21 protein-coding genes are annotated in these 20,113 nt (G+C 64.9%); 9 read left to right on the forward strand and 12 right to left on the reverse strand.

The annotated features are described in order from the left end of the window. The first annotated feature begins 10 nt into the window (after positions 1-10). From Q9K02_RS09540 to Q9K02_RS09555, 4 genes are read left to right on the forward strand one after another with little or no spacing between them, the layout of a single operon-like run. Positions 11-1,000, forward strand: a complete 990-nt coding sequence (locus Q9K02_RS09540) for a GNAT family N-acetyltransferase (RefSeq protein WP_305932684.1) — start codon at positions 11-13, stop codon at positions 998-1,000. 37 nt (positions 1,001-1,037) lie between these two features. Continuing rightward, entirely contained in the window at positions 1,038-1,340 is a 303-nt protein-coding gene (locus Q9K02_RS09545) for a phosphopantetheine-binding protein (RefSeq protein WP_305932685.1), read from the forward strand. A gap of 59 nt (positions 1,341-1,399) precedes the next feature. Beyond that, positions 1,400-2,029, forward strand: coding sequence for an alpha/beta hydrolase family protein (locus Q9K02_RS09550; protein ID WP_305932686.1), 630 nt, complete (start codon positions 1,400-1,402; stop codon positions 2,027-2,029). Next, a complete protein-coding gene (locus Q9K02_RS09555) occupies positions 2,026-2,802 on the forward strand; it encodes a hydrolase 1, exosortase A system-associated (protein WP_305932687.1) in 777 nt (258 codons plus the stop codon). Before Q9K02_RS09550 ends, Q9K02_RS09555 begins: the two co-directional genes overlap by 4 nt. On the opposite strand, the gene Q9K02_RS09560 is transcribed toward Q9K02_RS09555, so the two are convergent. The 7 genes from Q9K02_RS09560 to Q9K02_RS09590 form a co-directional block, all read right to left on the reverse strand. After that, the gene (locus tag Q9K02_RS09560; RefSeq protein WP_305933490.1) at positions 2,799-4,013 is read right to left on the reverse strand and encodes a class I SAM-dependent RNA methyltransferase; all 1,215 of its coding nucleotides are present in this window, start codon (positions 4,011-4,013) and stop codon (positions 2,799-2,801) included. The two genes, Q9K02_RS09555 and Q9K02_RS09560, sit on opposite strands and share 4 nt — an antisense overlap. After that, on the reverse strand, positions 4,010-5,395 hold the full coding sequence (locus Q9K02_RS09565; protein ID WP_305932688.1) for an NAD(P)H-hydrate dehydratase: 1,386 nt from the start codon (positions 5,393-5,395) through the stop codon (positions 4,010-4,012). Before Q9K02_RS09565 ends, Q9K02_RS09560 begins: the two co-directional genes overlap by 4 nt. Beyond that, entirely contained in the window at positions 5,392-5,748 is a 357-nt protein-coding gene (locus tag Q9K02_RS09570) for a hypothetical protein (RefSeq protein WP_305932689.1), read from the reverse strand. Before Q9K02_RS09570 ends, Q9K02_RS09565 begins: the two co-directional genes overlap by 4 nt. A 38-nt stretch (positions 5,749-5,786) precedes the next feature. Beyond that, complete coding sequence (ilvD, locus tag Q9K02_RS09575; protein ID WP_305932690.1) at positions 5,787-7,643, reverse strand: dihydroxy-acid dehydratase; 1,857 nt, start codon at positions 7,641-7,643, stop codon at positions 5,787-5,789. Between the two features lie 91 nt (positions 7,644-7,734). After that, the gene (locus Q9K02_RS09580; RefSeq protein WP_305932691.1) at positions 7,735-8,460 is read right to left on the reverse strand and encodes an N-formylglutamate amidohydrolase; all 726 of its coding nucleotides are present in this window, start codon (positions 8,458-8,460) and stop codon (positions 7,735-7,737) included. Continuing rightward, positions 8,457-9,269, reverse strand: a complete 813-nt coding sequence (locus tag Q9K02_RS09585) for a 4-(cytidine 5'-diphospho)-2-C-methyl-D-erythritol kinase (protein ID WP_305932692.1) — start codon at positions 9,267-9,269, stop codon at positions 8,457-8,459. The genes Q9K02_RS09580 and Q9K02_RS09585 overlap by 4 nt, the downstream gene beginning before the upstream one ends. Positions 9,270-9,509: 240 nt before the next feature. Then, a complete protein-coding gene (locus Q9K02_RS09590; RefSeq protein WP_305932693.1) occupies positions 9,510-11,156 on the reverse strand; it encodes an electron transfer flavoprotein-ubiquinone oxidoreductase in 1,647 nt (548 codons plus the stop codon). An 80-nt stretch (positions 11,157-11,236) separates the two neighbouring features. On the opposite strand from Q9K02_RS09590, the gene Q9K02_RS09595 reads away from it, so the two are divergent. From Q9K02_RS09595 to Q9K02_RS09615, 5 genes are all read left to right on the forward strand, one after another. Further along, positions 11,237-12,022, forward strand: coding sequence for a uracil-DNA glycosylase family protein (locus tag Q9K02_RS09595; RefSeq protein WP_305932694.1), 786 nt, complete (start codon positions 11,237-11,239; stop codon positions 12,020-12,022). After that, positions 12,019-13,737, forward strand: a complete 1,719-nt coding sequence (locus Q9K02_RS09600; protein ID WP_305932695.1) for a lytic transglycosylase domain-containing protein — start codon at positions 12,019-12,021, stop codon at positions 13,735-13,737. Before Q9K02_RS09595 ends, Q9K02_RS09600 begins: the two co-directional genes overlap by 4 nt. Before the next feature lie 12 nt (positions 13,738-13,749). Further along, positions 13,750-14,277, forward strand: coding sequence for a molybdenum cofactor biosynthesis protein B (gene moaB / locus Q9K02_RS09605; protein ID WP_305932696.1), 528 nt, complete (start codon positions 13,750-13,752; stop codon positions 14,275-14,277). A gap of 87 nt (positions 14,278-14,364) precedes the next feature. Then, positions 14,365-15,363, forward strand: coding sequence for a sodium:calcium antiporter (locus tag Q9K02_RS09610; protein ID WP_305932697.1), 999 nt, complete (start codon positions 14,365-14,367; stop codon positions 15,361-15,363). 39 nt (positions 15,364-15,402) lie between these two features. Next, a complete protein-coding gene (locus tag Q9K02_RS09615) occupies positions 15,403-16,488 on the forward strand; it encodes a PA0069 family radical SAM protein (protein WP_305932698.1) in 1,086 nt (361 codons plus the stop codon). On the opposite strand, the gene Q9K02_RS09620 is transcribed toward Q9K02_RS09615, so the two are convergent. Genes Q9K02_RS09620 through Q9K02_RS09640 form a run of 5 tightly spaced genes read right to left on the reverse strand, consistent with a single transcriptional unit; the run spans position 16,489 to position 20,100 of the window. Next, positions 16,489-16,983 carry a hypothetical protein gene (locus Q9K02_RS09620; protein WP_305932699.1) on the reverse strand — a complete coding sequence of 165 codons (495 nt, stop codon included), beginning with the start codon at positions 16,981-16,983 and terminating at the stop codon, positions 16,489-16,491. A gap of 50 nt (positions 16,984-17,033) precedes the next feature. Continuing rightward, positions 17,034-17,465 carry a DUF1330 domain-containing protein gene (locus Q9K02_RS09625; RefSeq protein WP_305932700.1) on the reverse strand — a complete coding sequence of 144 codons (432 nt, stop codon included), beginning with the start codon at positions 17,463-17,465 and terminating at the stop codon, positions 17,034-17,036. A gap of 25 nt (positions 17,466-17,490) precedes the next feature. Continuing rightward, on the reverse strand, positions 17,491-17,958 hold the full coding sequence (locus Q9K02_RS09630) for a DUF411 domain-containing protein (RefSeq protein WP_305932701.1): 468 nt from the start codon (positions 17,956-17,958) through the stop codon (positions 17,491-17,493). 41 nt (positions 17,959-17,999) lie between these two features. Then, positions 18,000-18,494 carry a GNAT family N-acetyltransferase gene (locus Q9K02_RS09635; RefSeq protein WP_305933491.1) on the reverse strand — a complete coding sequence of 165 codons (495 nt, stop codon included), beginning with the start codon at positions 18,492-18,494 and terminating at the stop codon, positions 18,000-18,002. A 1-nt stretch (position 18,495) separates the two neighbouring features. After that, complete coding sequence (locus Q9K02_RS09640) at positions 18,496-20,100, reverse strand: long-chain fatty acid--CoA ligase (protein ID WP_305932702.1); 1,605 nt, start codon at positions 20,098-20,100, stop codon at positions 18,496-18,498. Positions 20,101-20,113 lie beyond the last annotated feature (13 nt).

Genomic DNA, 20,113 nt, shown 5'->3' on the forward strand with positions numbered 1-20,113 from the left:
GGACGAACGGGTGACTATCGAAGTCAGCTATCACGAGACGGTTAGCAAACTGCAAGAGTTTGCCCAGTTTGCGCGTGGACCTTTCGACCGGCCGGAATGGTACGCCCTGCTCGAACAAGGCGGAATGAGACCGGTTATCGTGGTCGGACGGAGCAAGCATCGCATTGCCGCCCTACCCTTGATGGCGTCGGGCGATGGCCTTGCCAGCCTCGCCAACTGGTTCAGCTTTACATGGAGACCGCTCGGCCGCGACGATGAGCTGGTCGACGTGATCCTGACCACGATGGCGAAAGATCTGCGCGGCCGCGTCTGCGCTATCGCGCTCGCCCCGCTCCCGGACGAGGACGGAAGTGCCTCGCGGCTGGAGCAGGCCTTTCGCACCGCCGGCTGGGCCGTCTTTCGCGAGCAGTCCGACGAGAATTACGTGCTCCATGTCGAGGGCCGGAGCTTCGCGGAATACTGGGCTTATCGCCCCGGCCAGATGCGGACCACACTCAAGCGCAAGGCGAAGAAGGTCGATATCGAAATCCTGACCCGCTTCAACGAGCGAGCCTGGGACGACTATCGGATCGTCTACAGGAATAGCTGGAAACCTGCCGAAGAGCGGGCAGATGTCCTCGAAGCCTTCGCCCGGATGGAAGGCGAGGCGGGCCGGATCCGCCTCGGCATTGCACGCGCCGAGGGCGTGCCGGTCGCGGCGCAGTTCTGGACGGTCGAGAACGGCACGGCCTACATCCACAAGCTGGCGCATACCGAGGCGGCCAAACCGCTCTCCGCCGGCACGACGCTAAGTGCGGCGCTGTTCGAGCATGCGATCGACATCGATGGAGTCGACCTTATCGACTTCGGCACCGGTTCGGATGCCTACAAGCGCGACTGGATGGAAACGGTCCGCCCGCGCTACCGGCTCGAATGCCATGACTGGCGCAACCCCCGCAGCTGGAAGCGCATCGCCAAGGCCGTGGCGCGGCGCCTTGCACGTGGCAATTCGCGCCGCTAAGGGCAACGCCTCGCGACGTAGGGGATACGCAAGCTACATGACCGCCGGGACCGCCACAGCAGAGCCGACAGGGCCGAGCCGCAGCGCAATCGACACCACCCTGCGCGCCATCCTGCGCGATGTGCTCGCGCTGGATCAGAACCAGGTCGAAACCTTCGACGCTGACACCGGCCTGTTCGGCCACTTGCCGGAACTCGATTCCATGGCGGTTGCGGGCCTCTTCACCGAGATGGAAGACCGGCTCGACATCGTGATCGACGACGACGATGTCGATGGCGAAATGCTCGAAACTTATGGCGGCCTGCTAGCCTTCGCCGAGGCGAAGACGGTCGAGAGCTGACCGGTACGGTGTATAGCAGCTGGCCCTGCCCGATGCCTTCCGGGGCGACGGCGGACGAGATGCTGCTCGGCTTCGATCGCAAGCGGGACCATCGCCTGCTAGTGCTGATGCCGCTGTTCGACGAGGCCAGCAAGATGCGCCGGCAAGTCGTTGAAACCATGCGCATTCTCGATCAGTCGGGCGTCGATTGCTTCTGCCCCGATTTACCGGGCTGCAACGAAAGCGTCAGGTCGCATGCAGAGCAGCGCCTCTCTGGTTGGCGGGACGCCGCTGCAAGCGCAGCGGCACACGTTCAGGCGACCCATGTGCTTGGCGTGCGGTCTGGCTGTCTGGTGGCGCCTGGAGACCTGCCCGGCTGGGCATACGAGCGTGTGAAGCCAAGCTCCGTTCTTTCGCGCCTTGCACGCGCGGAACAGATATCTGTCCGCGAAGCCAATCAGGCTGTCACGGCAAAAGAGCTGATCGCCGAAGGTTGCGAGAAAGGCGTCACGCTGGCCGGCTGGCCCCTCGGAGCCGATCTCGTGAACGAGCTGGCCGCGAGTGAATTGGAAAAGAGTCGGCCCCACCTACCAATAACGCAGGAAGAAGTCGGCGGAAGCCCCCTCTGGTTGCGCGCGGAACCCGGCTTCGATCCTGCGCAGGCCAAGGCGCTGGCCGCGATCCTCGTCGAGCGTTTGGACTTGTCATGAGCAGGCTCCCGCTGACCTTCGAATGCCAGGGCAAGCGCTGCGGTGCCACGCTGGACAGCGCGCCCGGAACTACCGGCCTGCTGATGGTGAGCGGCGGAAACGAGGTGCGCGCGGGCGCATTCAACGGCGCTTCGCGGCTCGCTAGGGAGATCGCGACGAAAGCCTTTCCCGTCTTCCGCTTCGACCGTCGCGGGATCGGCGACAGCGAGGGCGAGAACCGCGGCTATCGCAAATCCCGCAAAGACATCGCCGCAGCCTTGCTCGCCTTTCGCGCGCTCGCCCCGCAAGTAGAGCGCGTGGTCGCTTTCGGAAATTGCGATGCGGCAACCGCGCTCATGCTGGCGAGCGGCGCGGAGTGCGACGCCCTTGTTCTGAGCAATCCCTGGGTGATCGACGACGAGACCGATACCACGCCCTCGCCCGCCGCTATCCGGTCGCGCTACGCCAGCAAGCTGGCCAATCCCGCCGAATTGAAGCGATTACTCACCGGCAAGGTCGACTTGAGAAAGCTGGTGCGAGGACTCGGCCGGGCCGCCCAACCACGGCCCACTGCTTCATCGCTTGCCGAGGAAGCCCGCGAAGGGCTAGCGGCTTTCCTCGGGCCGGTGACGATCCTGCTCGCCGAGAACGACCGCACCGCCCTGCATTTTGCCGAGCAATGGGACGACTCCGACACCCGCATCCGCCGATGCCCGAACGCGGGCCATGCCTATGCGGGCGAAGCGGCGCATGTCTGGCTGCGGGCGCAACTGCTCGAAGCGCTGAGAGCCTAGCCGCGAGTGAAGTAGCTGGTCAGCTCGACGTGGGTCGACCAGCGGAATTGGCCCACCGGGCGGAGTTTCTCGAGCCGGAAACCCGCATCGACCAGCGTGCGCGCATCCTTGGCCCAGCTTGCCGGGTTGCAGCTGACATAGGCGACGCGGGTGGCTTCGCTTGCCGCAATCTGCGCGATCTGCTCGCGCGCACCAGCACGTGGCGGGTCGAGCAAGAGCGCGCCGAACCGGCTTGCCTCATCGGGCTGCAGGGGATTGCGGAACAGGTCGCGATGCATCGCGTGGACGGGAAGGCCCCGCGAATTGGCTGCGGATTTGCACGCGAGGTGCGTATCGCGCGCGGCCTCCACGGCCAGCACCTTGGGAGGTCCAGCCAGCGCAAACGCGAATGTGCCGAGCCCTGAGAACAGATCGGCGATGGTATTCGCGCCCTGCAGATATGCCTTGGCATCCTCGACCAAGGCATTTTCTCCGTCCTGCGTCGGCTGGAGAAAGCTGCCATGCGGAAAACCGACTGGAACCGGGCCGAGCGTAACGGTGGCCGGTTGCGGTTCCCATTGGGTTTCCGCGCCGTATCCGCGATCGAGCGACAGTCGCGCCAGACCGTGGTCCCGCGCGAAATCGAGCAGCGCTTCGGTAGCTGCCAAGCCCTCGGCCTCGATCCCCTTGATCGTGCAATCGACACCCTGGTCGACCATCGTCAATTCGACATCGACCGGCTGGCGACCGGCATAGGCGGCTATCAGCTGCCTTAGCGGGGGCACCAGTGCCGCAAGCTCCGGGAGGAGGACGGGACACTCGCGCAGGTCGACGATCCGATGCGAGCGCGCTTCGCGAAACCCCAGCACTGCACTCTTGCCTTTTCTCAATCCATGGAGCGTCGCGCGGCGGCGCGTTGCCGGCGGCGAAAGGTGCGTGGGCAGCACGTCTTGCGGCTCGATGCTCTGCCCATGCGCCGCATGGAGCACGCGGTCGGTGACGAACTGGCGCAAAGCGTCCTCGCCAGCATGCTGGACCTGGCAGCCACCACAGCCCTTGTCTTGTGCCACGGCGAAGTGACGGCACGGCGGTTCGACATGTTGCGGCCCTGCGTCGAGCGTGCCATCGGGCAGCACGACGTCACCCGGGACACCTCCCGTTACATGACGGCCGGAGGCCGTAACGCCATCGCCGCGGGCGGCAATGCGCTGGATCGGCTCGCCTTCGCTCACAGGAAGCTCGCCATGGCCGGTATCAGCGCGCACGCCAGATCGCTGGCCGAGAAGGCCGGGGCGGCCCGTCTAGCGGCCTCGTGATGAAGCCAGACCGCTTCCTCGCAGGCGCGCATCGTGTCCGAATGCACCGCCAAACGTGACGCCACTATGCCGGCGAGCACATCGCCGCTGCCTGCCACCGATAACCAGCTCGATCCGCGCGGGAAAAAGCGCATTCCCTCACGGTCCGCCAGCACAGTGTCGGGTCCCTTGGCCAACACGGTCATTCCAGTGACGTCGTGCAACCTCCGTGCGCGGTCGAGCTTGCTTTGAAGCGTGACGCCAAAGCTTTCGCACAACGTCGCAAGCTCGCCCTCGTGCGGCGTCAGGCAGAGCTTCGTGACGTCGGCCCCCTTCAGCATATCTGGCCGCAGGAGATGCAGAGCGTCTGCATCGAGAACGCATGGGCGGCCGCTTCCCAAGACCCGCGATAGCCGCTTGCGCGCCTCGTCATCGCGGCCAAGTCCGGGCCCGGTGAGCACTGCAGATATCCGCTCATCTTCAAGCACGGCGTCAAGGTCCTGCTCGATCACCAGATCCGCCGGTGCATCGGGATGCGAGTGGTCGCTCACCAGCTTCACATAGCCTGCCCCCGCATGCATCGCGGCCTCGGCAGAAAGGAGCGGAGCGCCAGGCATCGATCCTGCAACAACTGCCAGCAGCCCGCGCCGATACTTGTGACTGTCTGCCGCAGGCGCTGTCAGTCGCGGCGCCGTTGTCGATTGGTCGCTTGCGTCGTTCAACGCGAGGCCGATCGGCACACAGCGCAATGCGCCCATCGACGCCATCGCGGGCATCAGGAAATGGGCTTGCTTCCAGGCCCCGAGTGCAAGCGTGAGGTTGTATCGGGGCAGCGGACCGAGAACCGATCCGGAGTCGCTTTCAACCGAGCTCGGAACATCGATCGCGATTTTGTAACAGTCGCTTGCGGCGAGTTCTTCAAGCAAGTTAGCAAACTCGCCCTTGGCGTTCCTCGATAGCCCGTAACCAAAGAGGCAGTCGACGACGACCGGATCGGTCAAAGCCGCGCGGCCCATCACCTCGCCATCGAAAGCCGCCCGTGCCTTGCGCGCGGTCTCGCTTTTCGGCTCCACGGGAGCGATAACGCGCACCTTGTAGCCCTTCGCATGCAGGCAACCGGCGATGACGTAACCGTCCCCGCCATTGTTGCCCGGCCCGCACAGCACGGTAACCGGTCGACCCGCAGCCATCCGCATCACCCATCGAGCTGCGCCCTGGCCGGCTCGCTGCATCAGCTCCCATTCGCTGATCCCGGCATTCATCGCCGCCTGCTCGGCCGCGCGCATGGCTTCGACGCTGAGAACCGCTGTAGAGTTCATTGCGAGGCCGGTGCCGGGAAATTGTAGCTATCGTTGCCAATGGTCACAAAAATCCTGCCGTCGCGTGTCTCGCTGCGCGCAGTCTCGAACCCGTCGACGCTGGCGAAACCGTCACCGCGCTCGACAAGGCGACGGAAGCCGCCGTCGGGATGGCGGATCACGAAGACGTTTGCTCCGCCGACCCTCGCGGTTTCGAGGCGGCACTCGTCGGACCACTCGCCCTCGCCGTCGAGCGCGCAGAGAACCGGCTCGGCGCCCTCCTCGGCCACGCCCTGCCCCTCCGAGCAGGCGGCGAGGACTGCAGCAAGGCACAGCGCTGCAGTGGCACCGTACGGAGGCTTTCGAAATCTCATGCCCAGCGGCTGCCACGCCCGACCGTGCGGGGCAAGCCTCAGCGGCGCCTGATCTGCGAAACGTCCCGGATCGCGCCGCGGGCCGCAGAGGTCGTCATCGCGGCATAGGCTTTCAGCGCATCGGTCACCCGGCGCTCTCGCGGAGCGGCGGGAGCCCAAGCATCGTCGCCCTTCGAGTCCATCGCGGTGCGGCGGCGATCAAGGTCCGCGTCGGAGACTTCCAGCGTGATGGTGCGATTGGGAATGTCGATGGCGATGATGTCGCCCTCCTCGACCAGTCCTATGGCACCACCTTCCGCCGCTTCGGGCGAAACGTGGCCGATCGACAGGCCGGAGGTGCCGCCGGAGAAGCGGCCGTCGGTGAGCAGCGCACAAGCCGCGCCCAGGCCCTTCGATTTAAGATAGCTGGTCGGGTAGAGCATCTCCTGCATGCCCGGCCCGCCCCGCGGCCCTTCATAGCGGATCACGACCACATCGCCTTCCACCACCTGGCCGGTGAGGATGGCGGTCACGGCATCGTCCTGGCTTTCGTAGACCTTGGCAGGGCCGGAGAATGTGAGGATGCTCTCGTCCACCCCGGCCGTCTTCACGATGCAGCCGTCGCGCGCGATGTTGCCGTAGAGCACGGCTAGGCCGCCATCCTGGCTGAACGCATGCTCGGCGCTGCGAATGACGCCGTTCTGGCGGTCGAGATCGAGCTCTTCCCAGCGGCGCGACTGGCTGAAGGCGGTCTGCGTCGGCACCCCGCCGGGCGCGGCCGAGTAGAATTCGCGGACCTTGTTGTTCTGCGTGCGCCCGATATCCCAATCGTCCAACGCATCGCCCATGGTCGGGCTGTGCACGGTCGGCAGCGCAGTGTGAAGCAGGCCGGCCTTTTCCAGCTCGCCGAGGATCGACATGATGCCGCCTGCGCGGTGGACGTCTTCCATATGCACGTCGCTCTTGGCGGGGGCGACCTTGGACAGGCACGGCACCTTGCGGCTGAGGCGGTCGATGTCTTCCATGGTAAAGTCGACCCCTGCTTCGTTCGCTGCTGCTAGCAGGTGAAGCACGGTGTTTGTCGAACCACCCATCGCGATGTCGAGGCTCATCGCGTTTTCGAAGGCTTCGAAACTCGCGATGGTGCGTGGCAGGACGCTTTCGTCGTCCTCTTCGTAATAGCGCTTGGCGAGCGTCACCACGAGCCGCCCCGCCCGCTCGAACAGGCTTTGACGGTCGGAGTGCGTGGCGAGAGTCGAGCCGTTACCGGGGAGCGACAGGCCCAGCGCCTCGGTCAGGCAATTCATCGAATTGGCGGTGAACATGCCCGAGCAGCTGCCGCAAGTCGGGCAGGCGTTCTGCTCGATCGCAGTCACTTCCTCGTCGGTGTAGCTTTCGTCCGCCGCGGCGACCATCGCGTCCACCAGATCGAGCGCGACTTCCTTGCCCTTTACTACGACCTTGCCCGCCTCCATCGGTCCGCCGCTGACGAAGACCGCCGGGATGTTCAGCCGCATCGCCGCCATCAGCATGCCGGGCGTGATCTTGTCGCAATTGGAGATGCACACCATCGCATCCGCGCAGTGGGCGTTGACCATGTATTCGACGCTGTCGGCAATCAGGTCGCGGCTGGGCAGCGAATAGAGCATGCCATCGTGGCCCATCGCAATTCCGTCATCGACCGCGATGGTGTTGAATTCCTTGGCCACGCCGCCCGCCGCCTCGATTTCGCGCGCGACCAGCTGCCCCAAATCCTTCAAGTGGACATGCCCGGGGACAAATTGGGTAAAGCTGTTCACGACCGCGATGATCGGCTTGCCGAAATCGCCGTCCTTCATCCCAGTCGCGCGCCATAACCCGCGCGCGCCGGCCATGTTGCGGCCATGGGTGGTGGTGCGGGAGCGGTAGGCAGGCATGGCGGGTCTCTCTTTGCTTCGGCAGCAAGCCTAGCAGACGGGAGTGCCTACGCTAACGGTAGATTGCCGCGAGGGCGGCCAAGCCTGACTATCAGACCTCGAGCGCGACGCGCCCCAGCACATCGGCCAGCATCACCGCCCAGCGCGCCTGACCGGCAGGCGTATCGATCTGGTCCTGCCGGATTTCGACCGTGCAATAAGGGATGCCGTTCGCCTCCGCATGGCGGTCCATCGTGGCGTTGAGCTGCTTGCCCGAATAGGGCTCGTTATCGCCCACGGTCAGCCCCTGCTCGCCGAACAGGCGGATCGCATGGCGCGCGGCCCTATCGTCCTGATTGTAGAGCAGAGCGACTTCCCACGGACGCTGCTCGTCGCTGCTGGCAAGGCTGGGCGTGAAGCTGTGCAGCGCGATGATCATCTTCGGCCTGGCATCCGCAATGAAGCTCGCCAGCGCGGTGTGGTAGGGCCGGTGATAGAGATCGAGGCGCTTCTCAACGTCGGCGCCGATATTGCCGGGGATGAGGTGTCCGTCGCTTTCGGTCGGCACGACGGCAGGCTCGTCTTCCTTGCGATGGAAGTCGCAGACGAGGCGGCTGACGGTGGCGATATGGGCGGGGATATTGTGGCGGCGCGCAAGCCGATCGGCGATGCCGCCCACTCCAATATCGACGGCGATGTGATCGTTCAGCAGCTTACGATCGATGCCGAGATCGATATCCTCCGGCACGAAATTGGAGGCGTGGTCCGCCACGCAGATCAGTCCGCCGGGGCGGATCGTGTCCATACCAACCTGGCGGTACGGAAGGCCGTCGATCATCTGAGGTTCCCTTGCATCTGCCACCAGCCGGGATGGTCGGCGGCGATGCATGCCGCGGCCTCGTCCCGCGCTGTTTCGTTCTCGAACAGCGCGAAACACGTCGCGCCCGAACCTGACATACGGGCGAGAAACGGCGAAGTTCCGCGCATTGCGGCGAGCACGTCGGCGATTTCGGGGCACAGTTCGATGGCCGGGGCTTCGAGGTCGTTGCGGCCTTGCAATGCGATCGTCCGCGCGTCGCCCTGCGGCATCGGCCCACGGTCCGCCCCGTCCCATACCCTGAACACCGGCCCGGTCGACAGCGGCAGGCGCGGATTGACCAGTAGCACAGGGGTTCCGGCAAGACTGTCGTCCGCCGGCTCGAGCTCGGTACCCGTCCCGCGTCCGATGCAGGTGCGGCTCTCCACGCAAGCTGGAACGTCTGCGCCGAGCGCAGCGGCGCGCTCCTGCCAGTCGTCCGGCAGACCGAACCGCTCGCGCACGATGCGGAACACGGCCCCGGCATCCGCCGAACCCCCGCCCAGCCCCGCCGCGACCGGCAGGTTCTTTTCGAGCGTGACTGCGAGACCCTCGCTGCGCAGCAGCTTACCCAGCGCCTTGGCGACGAGATTGTCAAACGGATCGTCGAGCCCGCTTGCAAACTCGCCGAGCACCCGAACGCGGTCCCGCTCGGCGCTGCTGGCACTCAGCACATCCCCCGCATCGACGAAAGCGAACAGCGTTTCCAGCTCGTGATACCCGTCGTCCCGACGCCTGCGAACATGCAGCGCGAGGTTGATCTTGGCATAGGCGGTTTCGAAGCCCGTCAAAGCTTCGAAGGCTCGATGCCAGTCTGTTTCACGAGCGCTGTTTTGCTTATCTCGACGCTCCGCGATCCATAGAATTTCGCTTCGCGGCCGCACGGCGTTCCGCTTTCGCCAATTAACTGGAGCGCTATACTGTCCTGAAATTCGGCGATTTCGAACTTCCAACCCGGGTACACATTTTTGATCCGACGTATAAGCGCCGTCCGAAACTGGAGTGTGCGGGCATCCATTTCGTCACGCGCCTCACATATTCGGATAATTCGGCCCGCCGCCGCCTTCGGGCGTGGTCCATTCGATGTTCTGGTTCGGGTCCTTGATGTCACAGGTCTTGCAGTGGACGCAGTTCTGCGAGTTGATCTGGAACTTCGGCTCTTTGCCGTCCTCGACGATCCATTCATAGACCCCGGCGGGGCAGTAACGGTTGGAAGGGCCGTCGAAGACCTCGAACTCGCTTTCGCGCTGCAGTTCGCGGTCGAGCACCTTGAGGTGGACCGGCTGGTCTTCCGCATGGTTGGTGTAGCTGAAGCTCACATTGGTCAGCTTGTCGAAGCTCAACACCCCGTCGGGCTTGGGATAGGCGATCGGTGTGTGCAGGTCCGCGCGTTCGAGCATCTCGTGATCGCGGTGGTGCTTCATGCTGATCGGCAGGCCGATCTTGAGCGTGCGCATCCACATGTCGATCCCGGCCAGAACGGTGCCGATGTCCTCGCCCCACTTTGCGACGGCGGGCTGCGCGTTCTGGACCAGCTTGAGTTCCTTCGCGATCCAGCTGTCGCGCAGGTTCGCATCGTAATCCATCAGCTCGGTGTGCTCGTGGCCCTCGGCAATCGCCGCGGCGACGCTTTCGGCGGCCAGCATCCCGCTCTTCATCGCGGTGTGGCTGCCCTTGATGCGCGGAACGTTGACGAAGCCCGCCGCGCAGCCGATCAGCGCGCCGCCCGGGAAGGCGAGCTTGGGCACCGACTGCCAGCCGCCTTCGTTGATGACGCGCGCGCCATAGGCCACGCGCTTGCCCCCTTCGAGGATCGCGGCGACATCGGGGTGATGCTTCCAGCGCTGGAATTCCTGATAGGGCGAGACGTAGGGGTTCTTGTAGTCGAGCGCGGTGACGAAGCCAATCGCCACCTGCCCGCCTGCCTGGTGGTAGATGAAGCCGCCGCCCCAGGTGCCGGTTTCGCTGAGCGGCCAGCCCTGCGTGTGGATCACGCGGCCCGGCTCGTGCTTGTCGGGATCGATGTCCCACAATTCCTTGATGCCGAGGCCGTAGACCTGCGGCTGGCAATCCGCCTCCAGGTCGAACTTCGCCTTCATCTTTTTCGTGAGGTTGCCGCGCGCGCCCTCGGCGAAGAGCGTGTATTTCGCGTGGATTTCCATGCCGGGCTGGAAATCGCCCTTCTGGCTGCCGTCCTCGGCAATGCCCATGTCCTGCGTGATCACGCCGGACACCGCACCATTGTCGTCAAACAGCACTTCGGCGGCCGGGAAGCCGGGGAAGACCATCACGCCCAGCCCTTCGGCCTGTTCGCCCAGCCAGCGGGTGAGATTGCCGAGCGAGCCGGTGTAATTGCCGTCGTTGCGCATGAAGGGCGGAAGCAGGACTTCCGCCATTTCGGACATGCCTGTGCCGGACAGGACCCAATGGTGATTCTCCGTCACCGGCGTTTCCGCCATCGGGCAATCCATGTCGCGCCAGTCGGGCAGCAGCTCGTTCAGCGCCTTGGGATCGACCACTGCGCCCGACAGGATATGCGCGCCGACTTCGCTGCCCTTTTCGAGCACGACGACTTCCAGTTCCTCGTTAATCTGCTTCAGCCGGATCGCTGCAGCCATCCCGGCGACCCCGCCGCCGATGATGACGACGTCGCAGGGCATGGATTCGCGTTCGCTCATGTCTCTCTCTTTTCGTCGCTAAATGTGTTGCCGATGCCTTGATTGCTGGGGCGTTAGAGGTCAAGACCTGCGCCGACACGATGATGCAGGCCGATACCCCCGAAACCCGCGATTTCGACGCAGCCGAGGCGCTGGAAGGGGCGATCGCGTGGTGGCGCGAGGCAGGGGTCGATTTCGACTATTCCGAAACGCCCACCGAATGGCTGGCAGAGCCGGAGATCGACGATGCCGTAGCGGCTCCGAAACCCGCTGCCCCGCCACCTCCGCCGCCCGCCACGCCGCTCTCGCGCGCCCTGCAGCAGGATATGGGCCCGCCCATCGGTGGCGCGCGCGAGAACTGGCCGGGCAGTCTCGAAAAATTTCGCGAATGGTGGATGACCGAGCCGTCTCTGGCCGAAGGATCGCTCGACCGCCGAGTGCCGCCGCGGGGGGTGGCCGGCGCAAAACTGTGCGTGCTGGTCCCGCAACCCGAGCCGGATGACGCCGAGGGCTTGCTGACCGGCGGCGCGGGCAAGCTGCTTACCGCCATGCTGCAAGCGATGGGCGTGGGGGCGCACCAGGTTTACGTCGCGAGCGCCCTCCCCGCGCCCATGGCCATGCCGGAATGGAACTCGCTCGCCGCGCGCGCCTTGGGTGACGTTACGCGCCACCATCTGACGCTCGCCGCGCCCGAACGCGTGCTTGCGATCGGCCGGGCGCAGCTGACGCTCTTCGACATCGCGCCCGAAAAAGTGCGCGACCCGCTGGTGCTGGAGTGCGGCGGCAAGAACCTGCCTCTCCTCGCCGCTCCCGATTTTTCGCAGATTGCCCGAAGCGCCGCGCGGCGCGCGAATTTGTGGCATCGCTGGCTGGAATGGACCGCATGACAATACGACCGACACTCGCCCTCGCCCTGGTGGCAGGCGCGATCTACGCCACCCCCGCTGTCGCGCAGCAGAGCAGCGTCGATTACTTCACCCGCTCGCATGCAGAGGCGTTGCCGCGCCTGCTGTCGAGCGAGGATCGTGGCTATTACGGCTCGCTCTACGAAGCGATCGATGCCCGCAACTGGGACCGGGTGGAGATCCTGCTGGCGCAGCGCGAGTCCGGGCCGCTGCACGGGGCAGCGCTGGCGCATTACTATCTCCATCCCGAAAGCCCGCGCATTCCGCTGGAGCGGATCGAGGCATGGCTGGCGAACTACCGCGACCTGCCGGATGCCGAGAATATCGTGCGGCTCGGCCAGACGCGCGGGTTGCAAGGGGACTACAATTTGCGTCGCGAGCAGCGGCTCGTGCGTCAGTCCGGCATCACCCGCCGCACCTTGCCACGCACAGTGAGCGACGGCACCATGCCGCAAGCGGTGAGCGAGGCGATCCTCGGCCATATCCGCAACGACGATCCGGACGGCGCTCGCCTGCTGCTGGACGGGGTCGACGCGACACTATCGTCCGAGGCCCGCGCCGAGTGGCGGCAGCGGGTCGCGTGGAGCTATTACATCGAGAACCGCGATGCGCAGGCCTCGGCGATTGCGGAAACGGTTCGCAACGGCGGCAGCGGGGCATGGGTCGCGGAAGGCGACTGGGTCGCCGGCCTTGCTGCATGGCGCCTCGGCGATTGCGCCCGCGCCGCAGCGGCTTTCGGGCGCAGTGCGGGTGCGGCGCACAACCCGGAGCTGTCCAGCGCCGCCTATTACTGGGCCAGCCGCGCGCTGGTCCGCTGTCGCCAGCCAGAAGACGCGACCGAGCAATTGCGCGGCGCAGCGCGCTTTCCCGATACGCTCTACGGCATGATCGCCCATGAGCGGCTCGGCAAACCCCTCCCCGATACGCACACCACGCCCGATCTGACGCAGGACGACTGGCAGCGCCTCTCGCGCGAAGAGGCGGCGCGCAATGCCGTGATGCTCGCGGAAATCGGTCAGCGTGAGCAGGCCGACGAAGCCTTGCGCTGGCTGGTCCGCACCGGCGACTCGGACGATTTCGCAGCGCTGGGCAGGCTTGCCCGCGCCCTCGGCCTCACCGGCACGCAGAATTTCATGGCGTACAACGCCCCGCCGCGCACCGGCGCTCCGGCGAGCCTCAAATATCCGGTCACCTTCCGAGAGCCCGTTGGCGGCTGGCGTGTCGATCCGGCGTTGGCCTTTGCGCACGCCTTGCAGGAATCGAACTTTCGCGAGCGCGTGGTCAGCCCGGCCGGCGCCATCGGCCTGATGCAGATCATGCCGATCACGCAGCGCGAATATGCCGCTTCAATCAATATGAGCAGCGGCGCGGACTTGAAGGACCCGGCAGTCAATCTCGCCTTCGGCCAGCGTACGCTCGAAGCGCTGGGGACGGCGCGTTACACGCAAGGCAAACTGCCCAAGGTGATGGCGGCCTACAACGCCGGCCCGACGCCGGTTGCGCGCTGGGAAAGCGAGGTCCGCGACCAGGACGATCCGCTGCTCTACATGGAGTCGCTGCCCTATTGGGAGACGCGCAGCTATGTCGCGATCGTGATGCGCAATTACTGGATGTATCTGCGCCAGGCGGCAGCGCCCGCGCCGAGCCGGATCGACCTCGCCGAGAACGACTGGCCGCAATTCCCCCGCGCGAATTAGGAGCCCAGCGCAATGGCGATCGACGAAAGCCGCGAGTTCAAGCCGGTCAGCATCGCACTGCTGACCGTGTCGGACAGCCGCACGCTGGCCGACGACACTTCGGGCAACATCCTCGCCGAACGGATCGAAGCCGCCGGCCACAGCCTCGCAACTCGCGAGATCAGCCGCGACAGCACCGAGGAAATCGCCGCGCACCTCCACCGCTGGATCGACGACGAGGCGATCGATTGCGTCATCACCACCGGCGGCACGGGGCTTACGGGCCGCGACGTCACGCCTGAAGCGCTGGACCGGGTGAAGAGCAAGGACATACCCGGTTTCGGCGAGCTGTTCCGCTGGCTGAGCTACAAGACCATCGGGACGAGCACGGTACAGAGCCGTGCCTGCGGCGTGGTGGCGCGCGGGACCTATATCTTCGCCCTGCCCGGATCGAACGGCGCGGTGAAGGATGGCTGGGACATGATCCTCGCCGAGCAACTCGACAGCCGCAACCGGCCCTGCAACTTCGTCGATCTCATGCCGCGCCTGCGCGAGCGATAGGAACGCTACCGTTCCTCGCGCGTCGTTCGGGCACGCACCCGGGGGAGCAAACTGTTCGAGATAGCGGCCTTTTCGACGCAGACGCTCATGATTCTGTTCGGCGGCGCGGCCGTGCTGATCGCACTCGTCGGTACGCGCATGGCAGGGCTGGCAGACACGCTGGCCGACCGCACCGGCTTCGGTGAAGCGCTCGTCGGATCGGTGCTGCTGGGCGCAGGCACGAGCATTGCCGGCATCGTCACCTCCGCCAGCACGGCAGCGAGCGGCGCGCCCGATCTGGCCGTATCCAACGCGATGGGCGGGATCGCCGCGCAGACAATGTTCTTGGCCGTGGCCGATGTCGCCTATCGCAAGGTCAATCTGGAGCATGCAGCGGCCAGCCCGGTAAATCTCGGCCAGTCGACGGTGCTGATTATCCTCATGGTGCTGCCGATCATGGCCTGGGTTTCGCCGCCATTTGCCATCCTCGGCGTCAATCCGCTGACGCCGGTGCTGGTGATGGTCTATCTCGTCGGCCTGCATAACGCGCACCGGATCAAGCAGCGGCCGATGTGGCTGCCACGAAAGACCGACGCCACGCGCGACGAGGACGACGACGAGTGCGACGACCGGCGGCCTCTCGCCCTGCTGTTTGCGATCTTCGGGGGCATGGTCGCCGTGGTTGGCTTATGCGGCTATGTCGTCGGGACCGCGGGCCTTGAACTCTCCGGCAGGCTCGGCATATCGCAGGGCGTCGTCGGGGCGCTGGGCACCGCCATCGTTACCTCTTTGCCGGAACTGGTCACCACCATCGCCGCCGTCCGCAAGGGCGCGTTGCAGTTGGCCGTCGGCGGGATCATCGGCGGCAATATGTTCGACGCACTGTTCATCGCCGCCAGCGACGTCGCCTATCGCGAAGGCAGCATCTACAATGCGATGAGCGAGCGGAGCGTGTTCTGGATCTCGCTCTCGATACTGATGACGGGCATCCTCCTGCTCGGCCTGCTGCGGCGCGAACGACAGGGGCCAGGAGGGATCGGCTGGGAATCGGTTTTGCTGATCGGCTTGTGGCTCGGCGGAGCTGCTCTGCAGATTTCGCTCGGCTGACCACTCGACAGACTCATTTGTTCCGTTTATGTTCTATCCATGGACAAGCGGATGGAGCCAGCCATCGCCGGGCGCGGCGCGCAGTCGGCCAGCGTGCCGACGCGCTTCGGCCTCGCCACGCGCGAGACTGATGGTGACTGGCGCGATCATATGGAGGCGCTCGACGGACCTCCCGTGAAGTTGCAGACACATGTGACGGAAGAGCGCCCACGAACGATCCTCAGCTTCAACCAGTCGCCGGACATCTTTTTCGACCGCTCGATCAACGCCTATCGCGGCTGCGAGCATGGCTGCGTTTACTGCTTCGCGCGGCCCACGCACGCCTATCATGACCTGTCGCCGGGGCTGGATTTCGAGACGCAGCTTTTCGCCAAACCCAATGCGGCTGAAATCTTGCGCGCCACTCTGGCCAAGCCGAAATACCGTCCGAAGCCGATCGCGATGGGGACCAATACCGATCCCTACCAGCCGATCGAGCGCGATTACCGGATCACGCGGTCGGTACTGGAGGTGTGCCTCGACGCGCGGCATCCGGTGACGATTACCACCAAGTCCGACCGCGTTCTCGACGATCTAAACCTGCTTGCCGAAATGGCCGAGCGCAGGTTGGTGGCAGTGGCGATCTCGGTCACGACGTTCGATCCCAAGCTATCCGGCAAACTCGAACCGCGCGCAGCATCGCCTGCCAAGCGATTGCAGGCACTGGGAAAACTCGCCGAAGCTGGCGTACCGACACATTGCTCGGTCGCGCCTGTCATCCCGGCAATCACCGACGAGTTCATGGAGGAGATCGTCCAACGCGCCGCGGCCATGGGCGTCGATAGCTGCGGCTGGATCCCGCTGCGCCTGCCGCACGAAGTCGCCCCGCTGTTCCGCGAATGGCTCTCGGTCCACTATCCCGAGCGCGGCGACAAGGTGATGAGCATCGTGCAGTCGATCCGCAGCGGCAAGGACAACGACCCCAACTTCTTCAGCCGCCTGCGCCCCACCGGTGTCTGGGCCGACCTCTTCCGCGCCCGCTTCCGCCTCGCCTGCAAACGCAGCGGTATGGGCAAGGCGAAGTTCGAACTGGACTGCACGCAGTTCCGACCGCCCGCGTTGGGTGGGCAGTTGCGGTTGCTCTGATCAGACCTCGTCGCCAGGCGTAATCGATGCGATCACGTGCCGTACTGTGCGATAGAGCATCGCCACAGTCGAGGCGAGCAGGGCGACCGCGAGCACTGTCAGGCCGAACAGCCCTTCGTAGAGATTGGGATACCAGTCGTTCGGCAAATCGTCGAACTCGCCGACGGGAAACACGAGCACCAGCAGAAGCATGAGGCTGACCATCAGCGATGCCGTCGCCAGCTTCGCGATGCGGTCGATATTCTGGTAAACCGCATCGTCGAAATCGTGATCGGATCTGCGGACCATGCCAATCAACGTCAGCATCAGAGCTAGCGTTGTGGCCGAAGCCGTCGCACTTGCGGAACCGAGATAGAGACCAGACCGAGCCAGCGCTTCGAGCAACATGATCGCTTCACCGGAGCTGTAGATCGTTCCGATCGCCTCACGCGCAACGTATCCGAACGCGCAGATCGCTACGAAAGCGAAAATGGGCCAACTCCAGTGTTTTAGCATGTCTCTCCCTTTTGCGGGACCAACACGGGTAGGCCATTAAAGGTCCGAAATCATCCGAACCCATCACCAGCCTCACCCGGCGCAAACCGCACCAGCCTGCTATCCAACAGCGCTGCCGTCCGATTGACGACCGCCTTCTGGTACTCCGGGTCTTTGATCATCTCGAAAAAGGCGCCGCTGTTCGGGTACTGCGCGACGAAACCGTCATGCCAGCGCATGTCGTCCGGCCCGGTCACCATCGTCTGGAACGCGCCACGCCACACGATGGAACCGCCGACGCGGCGGAAGATCGGGCCGCTGGTCTTGCCATATTCCTCATAGGCGCGGCGGCCGCTCCAGCCGTTGCCATGGTGCTCGTGCCCCTCGGGGTACTCGGCCTCGTCACGATAAAGCAGCAGGTTGAGCATGTGGATCGGCTCGTCGCGCGGCAAGGCCTTAAAAGCGTCGAAATTGGCGCGGCTCGGGTCGATGTAATTAGTCAAATAGTCTCTCCGTAATCGATCGTGCTCAGTGATTGTGGGCTTCCGCTGTCCCCTCATGGGTCGCCCATACGCGGTGCTTCCCGTCTCGCATGATCAGGACGGTCTGGTAGGTCTGGCTGCGCCCCGCCACCTCCATGCCCGGAGAGCCGATGGGCATGCCCGGCACGGCGAGCCCGACGGCATCCGGCTTCTCATCAAGCAGACGCCGTATGTCCTCGGCGGGCACATGGCCTTCGATGGCATACCCTTCGACCGTCGCGGTGTGGCAGCTGCGCAGATTGGCGGGTACGCCTGCCGCATCCGCGACAGGCGTCGTATTCTCCACATCGCGCACGGTCATTTCGAAACCGGCGTCGCGCATCCGCTCGATCCATTCGCTGCAGCAGCCGCACCACGCGGTCTTCGCTACGTCGATGGTACTGGCGGAGGCGGCCTGCGCGCAGGCGATCAAAGCCAGCGGGGCCAGTGCGAAAACAGGGCGAAAGCGAGGCATTCGAAAACTCCTTGAAAAGTCTTGCGAGCGACTGTCGCAGCTTATCTATGCAAGGCTAGCTGCATGTAAACTGTATCCAGCCGTCGCCCGAATTTCATGCCGACCTGCCGCATCCGCCCTGCCTCGACAAAGCCGAGCTTGCCGTGGAGCGCGACCGAGGCGGGCTCCCCGCCGCCGATAACTGCGATCATCTGCTCGAAACCGGCCTTGCCCGCTGCATCGACCAGTGCGGCCAGCAGGATCGAGCCTAGACCAGCGCCGCGCTGCGGGTCGGCGATGTAGATGCTGTTCTCGCAGGTAAGCGCATAGGCGGCGCGGTCGCGGAATTGCGTCGCATAGGCATAGCCTGCCACCTCGCCGTCCCGCTCGACCACCAGGAACGGCCAGCCACGCGCAACGACCGCGTCGATCTTCTCGCGCCAGAAGGCCTCGTCGGGCGCCTCTGTATCGAAGGTCGCCGTGCTGTGCGCGACGTGATGGGCATAGATCGCCTGCACCGCAGCGGCATCCTCCGCCACTGCGGCACGCACAGCTATGTCAGGCGAGCGTATAGTCGCTGAACCGATCTCGCAGGTCCTTCTTGCTGATCTTGCCGGTGGCAGTGTGCGGGATGTCGTCGACGAATTCGACCGCATCGGGCAGCCACCACTTGGCGACCTTGTCGGAGAGGAAGTTCACCACATCCTCCGCCGTGCAGTCCCTGCCTTCCTTCTTCACCACGAACAGCACCGGGCGCTCGTCCCACTTGGGGTGGAACATGCCAACGCAGGCCGCCTCGGCCACGGCCGGGTGGCCGACGGCCGCATTCTCGAGCTCGACCGAGCTGATCCATTCGCCGCCGGACTTGATGACGTCTTTCGTGCGGTCGGTGATCTGCATCGTGCCGTCCGGATGCAGGATGGCGACATCGCCGGTATCGAACCAGCCATCCGCAGTCAGGGCATCTTCTTCGGCCTTGAAGTAGCGTTTGACGACCCACGGACCGCGGATTTGCAGCGCACCCGAAGCCTCGCCATCGCGCGGCAGGACCTTTGTGCGATCGTCGAGATCGACCGTGCGCAGCTCCACCCCGAAAATCGGGCGGCCCTGCTTCATGGTCTTCTCGACCTTCTGTTCGAAGGTCATCTCGTCCCAGTCCGCAGTCGGACCGCCGACTGTGCCGATGGGAGAGGTTTCCGTCATGCCCCAGGCGTGCTGGACGCGGGTGCCGTTCTTCATCAGCCGCTCGATCATGAAGCGCGGGGCAGCCGATCCGCCAATGGTCGCCGCGCGTAGCTTCGGCAGCTCGATGTCGTTCGCATCGCAATACTGGAAGTGAGCGAGCCAGACGGTGGGCACACCGGCGCTGTCGGTTACGCCTTCCTTCTTCATCATTTCGTCGAGCACGGCCGGATCGTTGACCGCGCTGAATACGAACTTGATCCCCGCCATGGCGCCGGCATAGGGCAGGCCCCAGCTGGCCGCGTGGAACATCGGCACAACCGGGAGCATGACCGACGACGCGCTGAAATTGAACGTGCTCGGCTGCAAGCCGGCAAGCGCGTGGAGCACGGTGGAGCGGTGCTCGTACTGCACGCCCTTGGGATTGCCGGTGGTGCCGCTGGTGTAGCAGATCATGCAGGGATCGCGCTCGTCGCCAGCGACCCATTCGAATTCACCATCCTGTGCGCCGATCCAGTCCTCGAACGCCGTGACATCGCTGCCCTCGGGCGGATCGAAGCAGATGTAGTGCTCGACCGTCGGCCACTGGTCGCGCATCTTGTCGATGATCGGCTGGAAGGCCGCATCGTAGAGCATCACTTTGTCCTCGGCATGGCCGACGATGTACTCCAGCTGCTCCTCAAACAGGCGCGGATTGCAGGTGTGCAGCACGCCGCCCATCCCCGCGACGCCGAACCAGCTGACGAGGTGGCGCGCATGGTTCATCGCGAGGCTCGCAACCTTGTCGCCCGGCTTGAGGCCGAGCGCCTGCAGCGCCTGCGCCATCCTACGCGCATCGCGGTGGATGCCTGCCCAGTCGGTGCGCGTCTCGTTGCCATCGGCCCAGCGGGTCACGATCTCGCGGGTGGGGGCTTCTCTCGCAGCATGGTCGATCACATGCGAAATCCGCATGGTCCAATCCTGCATGGCGCCTAACGACATATGCTCTCCTCTC

The sequence above is a fragment of the Qipengyuania profundimaris genome, from assembly GCF_030717945.1.
In the GTDB taxonomy this organism is placed as follows: Bacteria; Pseudomonadota; Alphaproteobacteria; order Sphingomonadales; family Sphingomonadaceae; genus Qipengyuania; species Qipengyuania profundimaris.

What these genes read in the sequence shown, in the direction of transcription:
- Q9K02_RS09570 (WP_305932689.1), bottom strand. Translation starts at nt 5,748, where the DNA reads ATGAGATTTCGAAAGCCTCCGTACGGTGCCACTGCAGCGCTGTGCCTT.
- Q9K02_RS09550 (WP_305932686.1), top strand. Translation starts at nt 1,400, where the DNA reads ATGCTGCTCGGCTTCGATCGCAAGCGGGACCATCGCCTGCTAGTGCTG.
- Q9K02_RS09610 (WP_305932697.1), top strand. Translation starts at nt 14,365, where the DNA reads ATGATTCTGTTCGGCGGCGCGGCCGTGCTGATCGCACTCGTCGGTACG.
- ilvD (WP_305932690.1), bottom strand. Translation starts at nt 7,643, where the DNA reads ATGCCTGCCTACCGCTCCCGCACCACCACCCATGGCCGCAACATGGCC.
- Q9K02_RS09620 (WP_305932699.1), bottom strand. Translation starts at nt 16,983, where the DNA reads ATGCTAAAACACTGGAGTTGGCCCATTTTCGCTTTCGTAGCGATCTGC.
- Q9K02_RS09595 (WP_305932694.1), top strand. Translation starts at nt 11,237, where the DNA reads ATGATGCAGGCCGATACCCCCGAAACCCGCGATTTCGACGCAGCCGAG.
- Q9K02_RS09630 (WP_305932701.1), bottom strand. Translation starts at nt 17,958, where the DNA reads ATGCCTCGCTTTCGCCCTGTTTTCGCACTGGCCCCGCTGGCTTTGATC.
- Q9K02_RS09580 (WP_305932691.1), bottom strand. Translation starts at nt 8,460, where the DNA reads ATGATCGACGGCCTTCCGTACCGCCAGGTTGGTATGGACACGATCCGC.
- Q9K02_RS09555 (WP_305932687.1), top strand. Translation starts at nt 2,026, where the DNA reads ATGAGCAGGCTCCCGCTGACCTTCGAATGCCAGGGCAAGCGCTGCGGT.
- Q9K02_RS09565 (WP_305932688.1), bottom strand. Translation starts at nt 5,395, where the DNA reads ATGAACTCTACAGCGGTTCTCAGCGTCGAAGCCATGCGCGCGGCCGAG.
- Q9K02_RS09545 (WP_305932685.1), top strand. Translation starts at nt 1,038, where the DNA reads ATGACCGCCGGGACCGCCACAGCAGAGCCGACAGGGCCGAGCCGCAGC.
- Q9K02_RS09590 (WP_305932693.1), bottom strand. Translation starts at nt 11,156, where the DNA reads ATGAGCGAACGCGAATCCATGCCCTGCGACGTCGTCATCATCGGCGGC.
- Q9K02_RS09600 (WP_305932695.1), top strand. Translation starts at nt 12,019, where the DNA reads ATGACAATACGACCGACACTCGCCCTCGCCCTGGTGGCAGGCGCGATC.
- Q9K02_RS09615 (WP_305932698.1), top strand. Translation starts at nt 15,403, where the DNA reads ATGGACAAGCGGATGGAGCCAGCCATCGCCGGGCGCGGCGCGCAGTCG.
- moaB (WP_305932696.1), top strand. Translation starts at nt 13,750, where the DNA reads ATGGCGATCGACGAAAGCCGCGAGTTCAAGCCGGTCAGCATCGCACTG.
- Q9K02_RS09640 (WP_305932702.1), bottom strand. Translation starts at nt 20,100, where the DNA reads ATGTCGTTAGGCGCCATGCAGGATTGGACCATGCGGATTTCGCATGTG.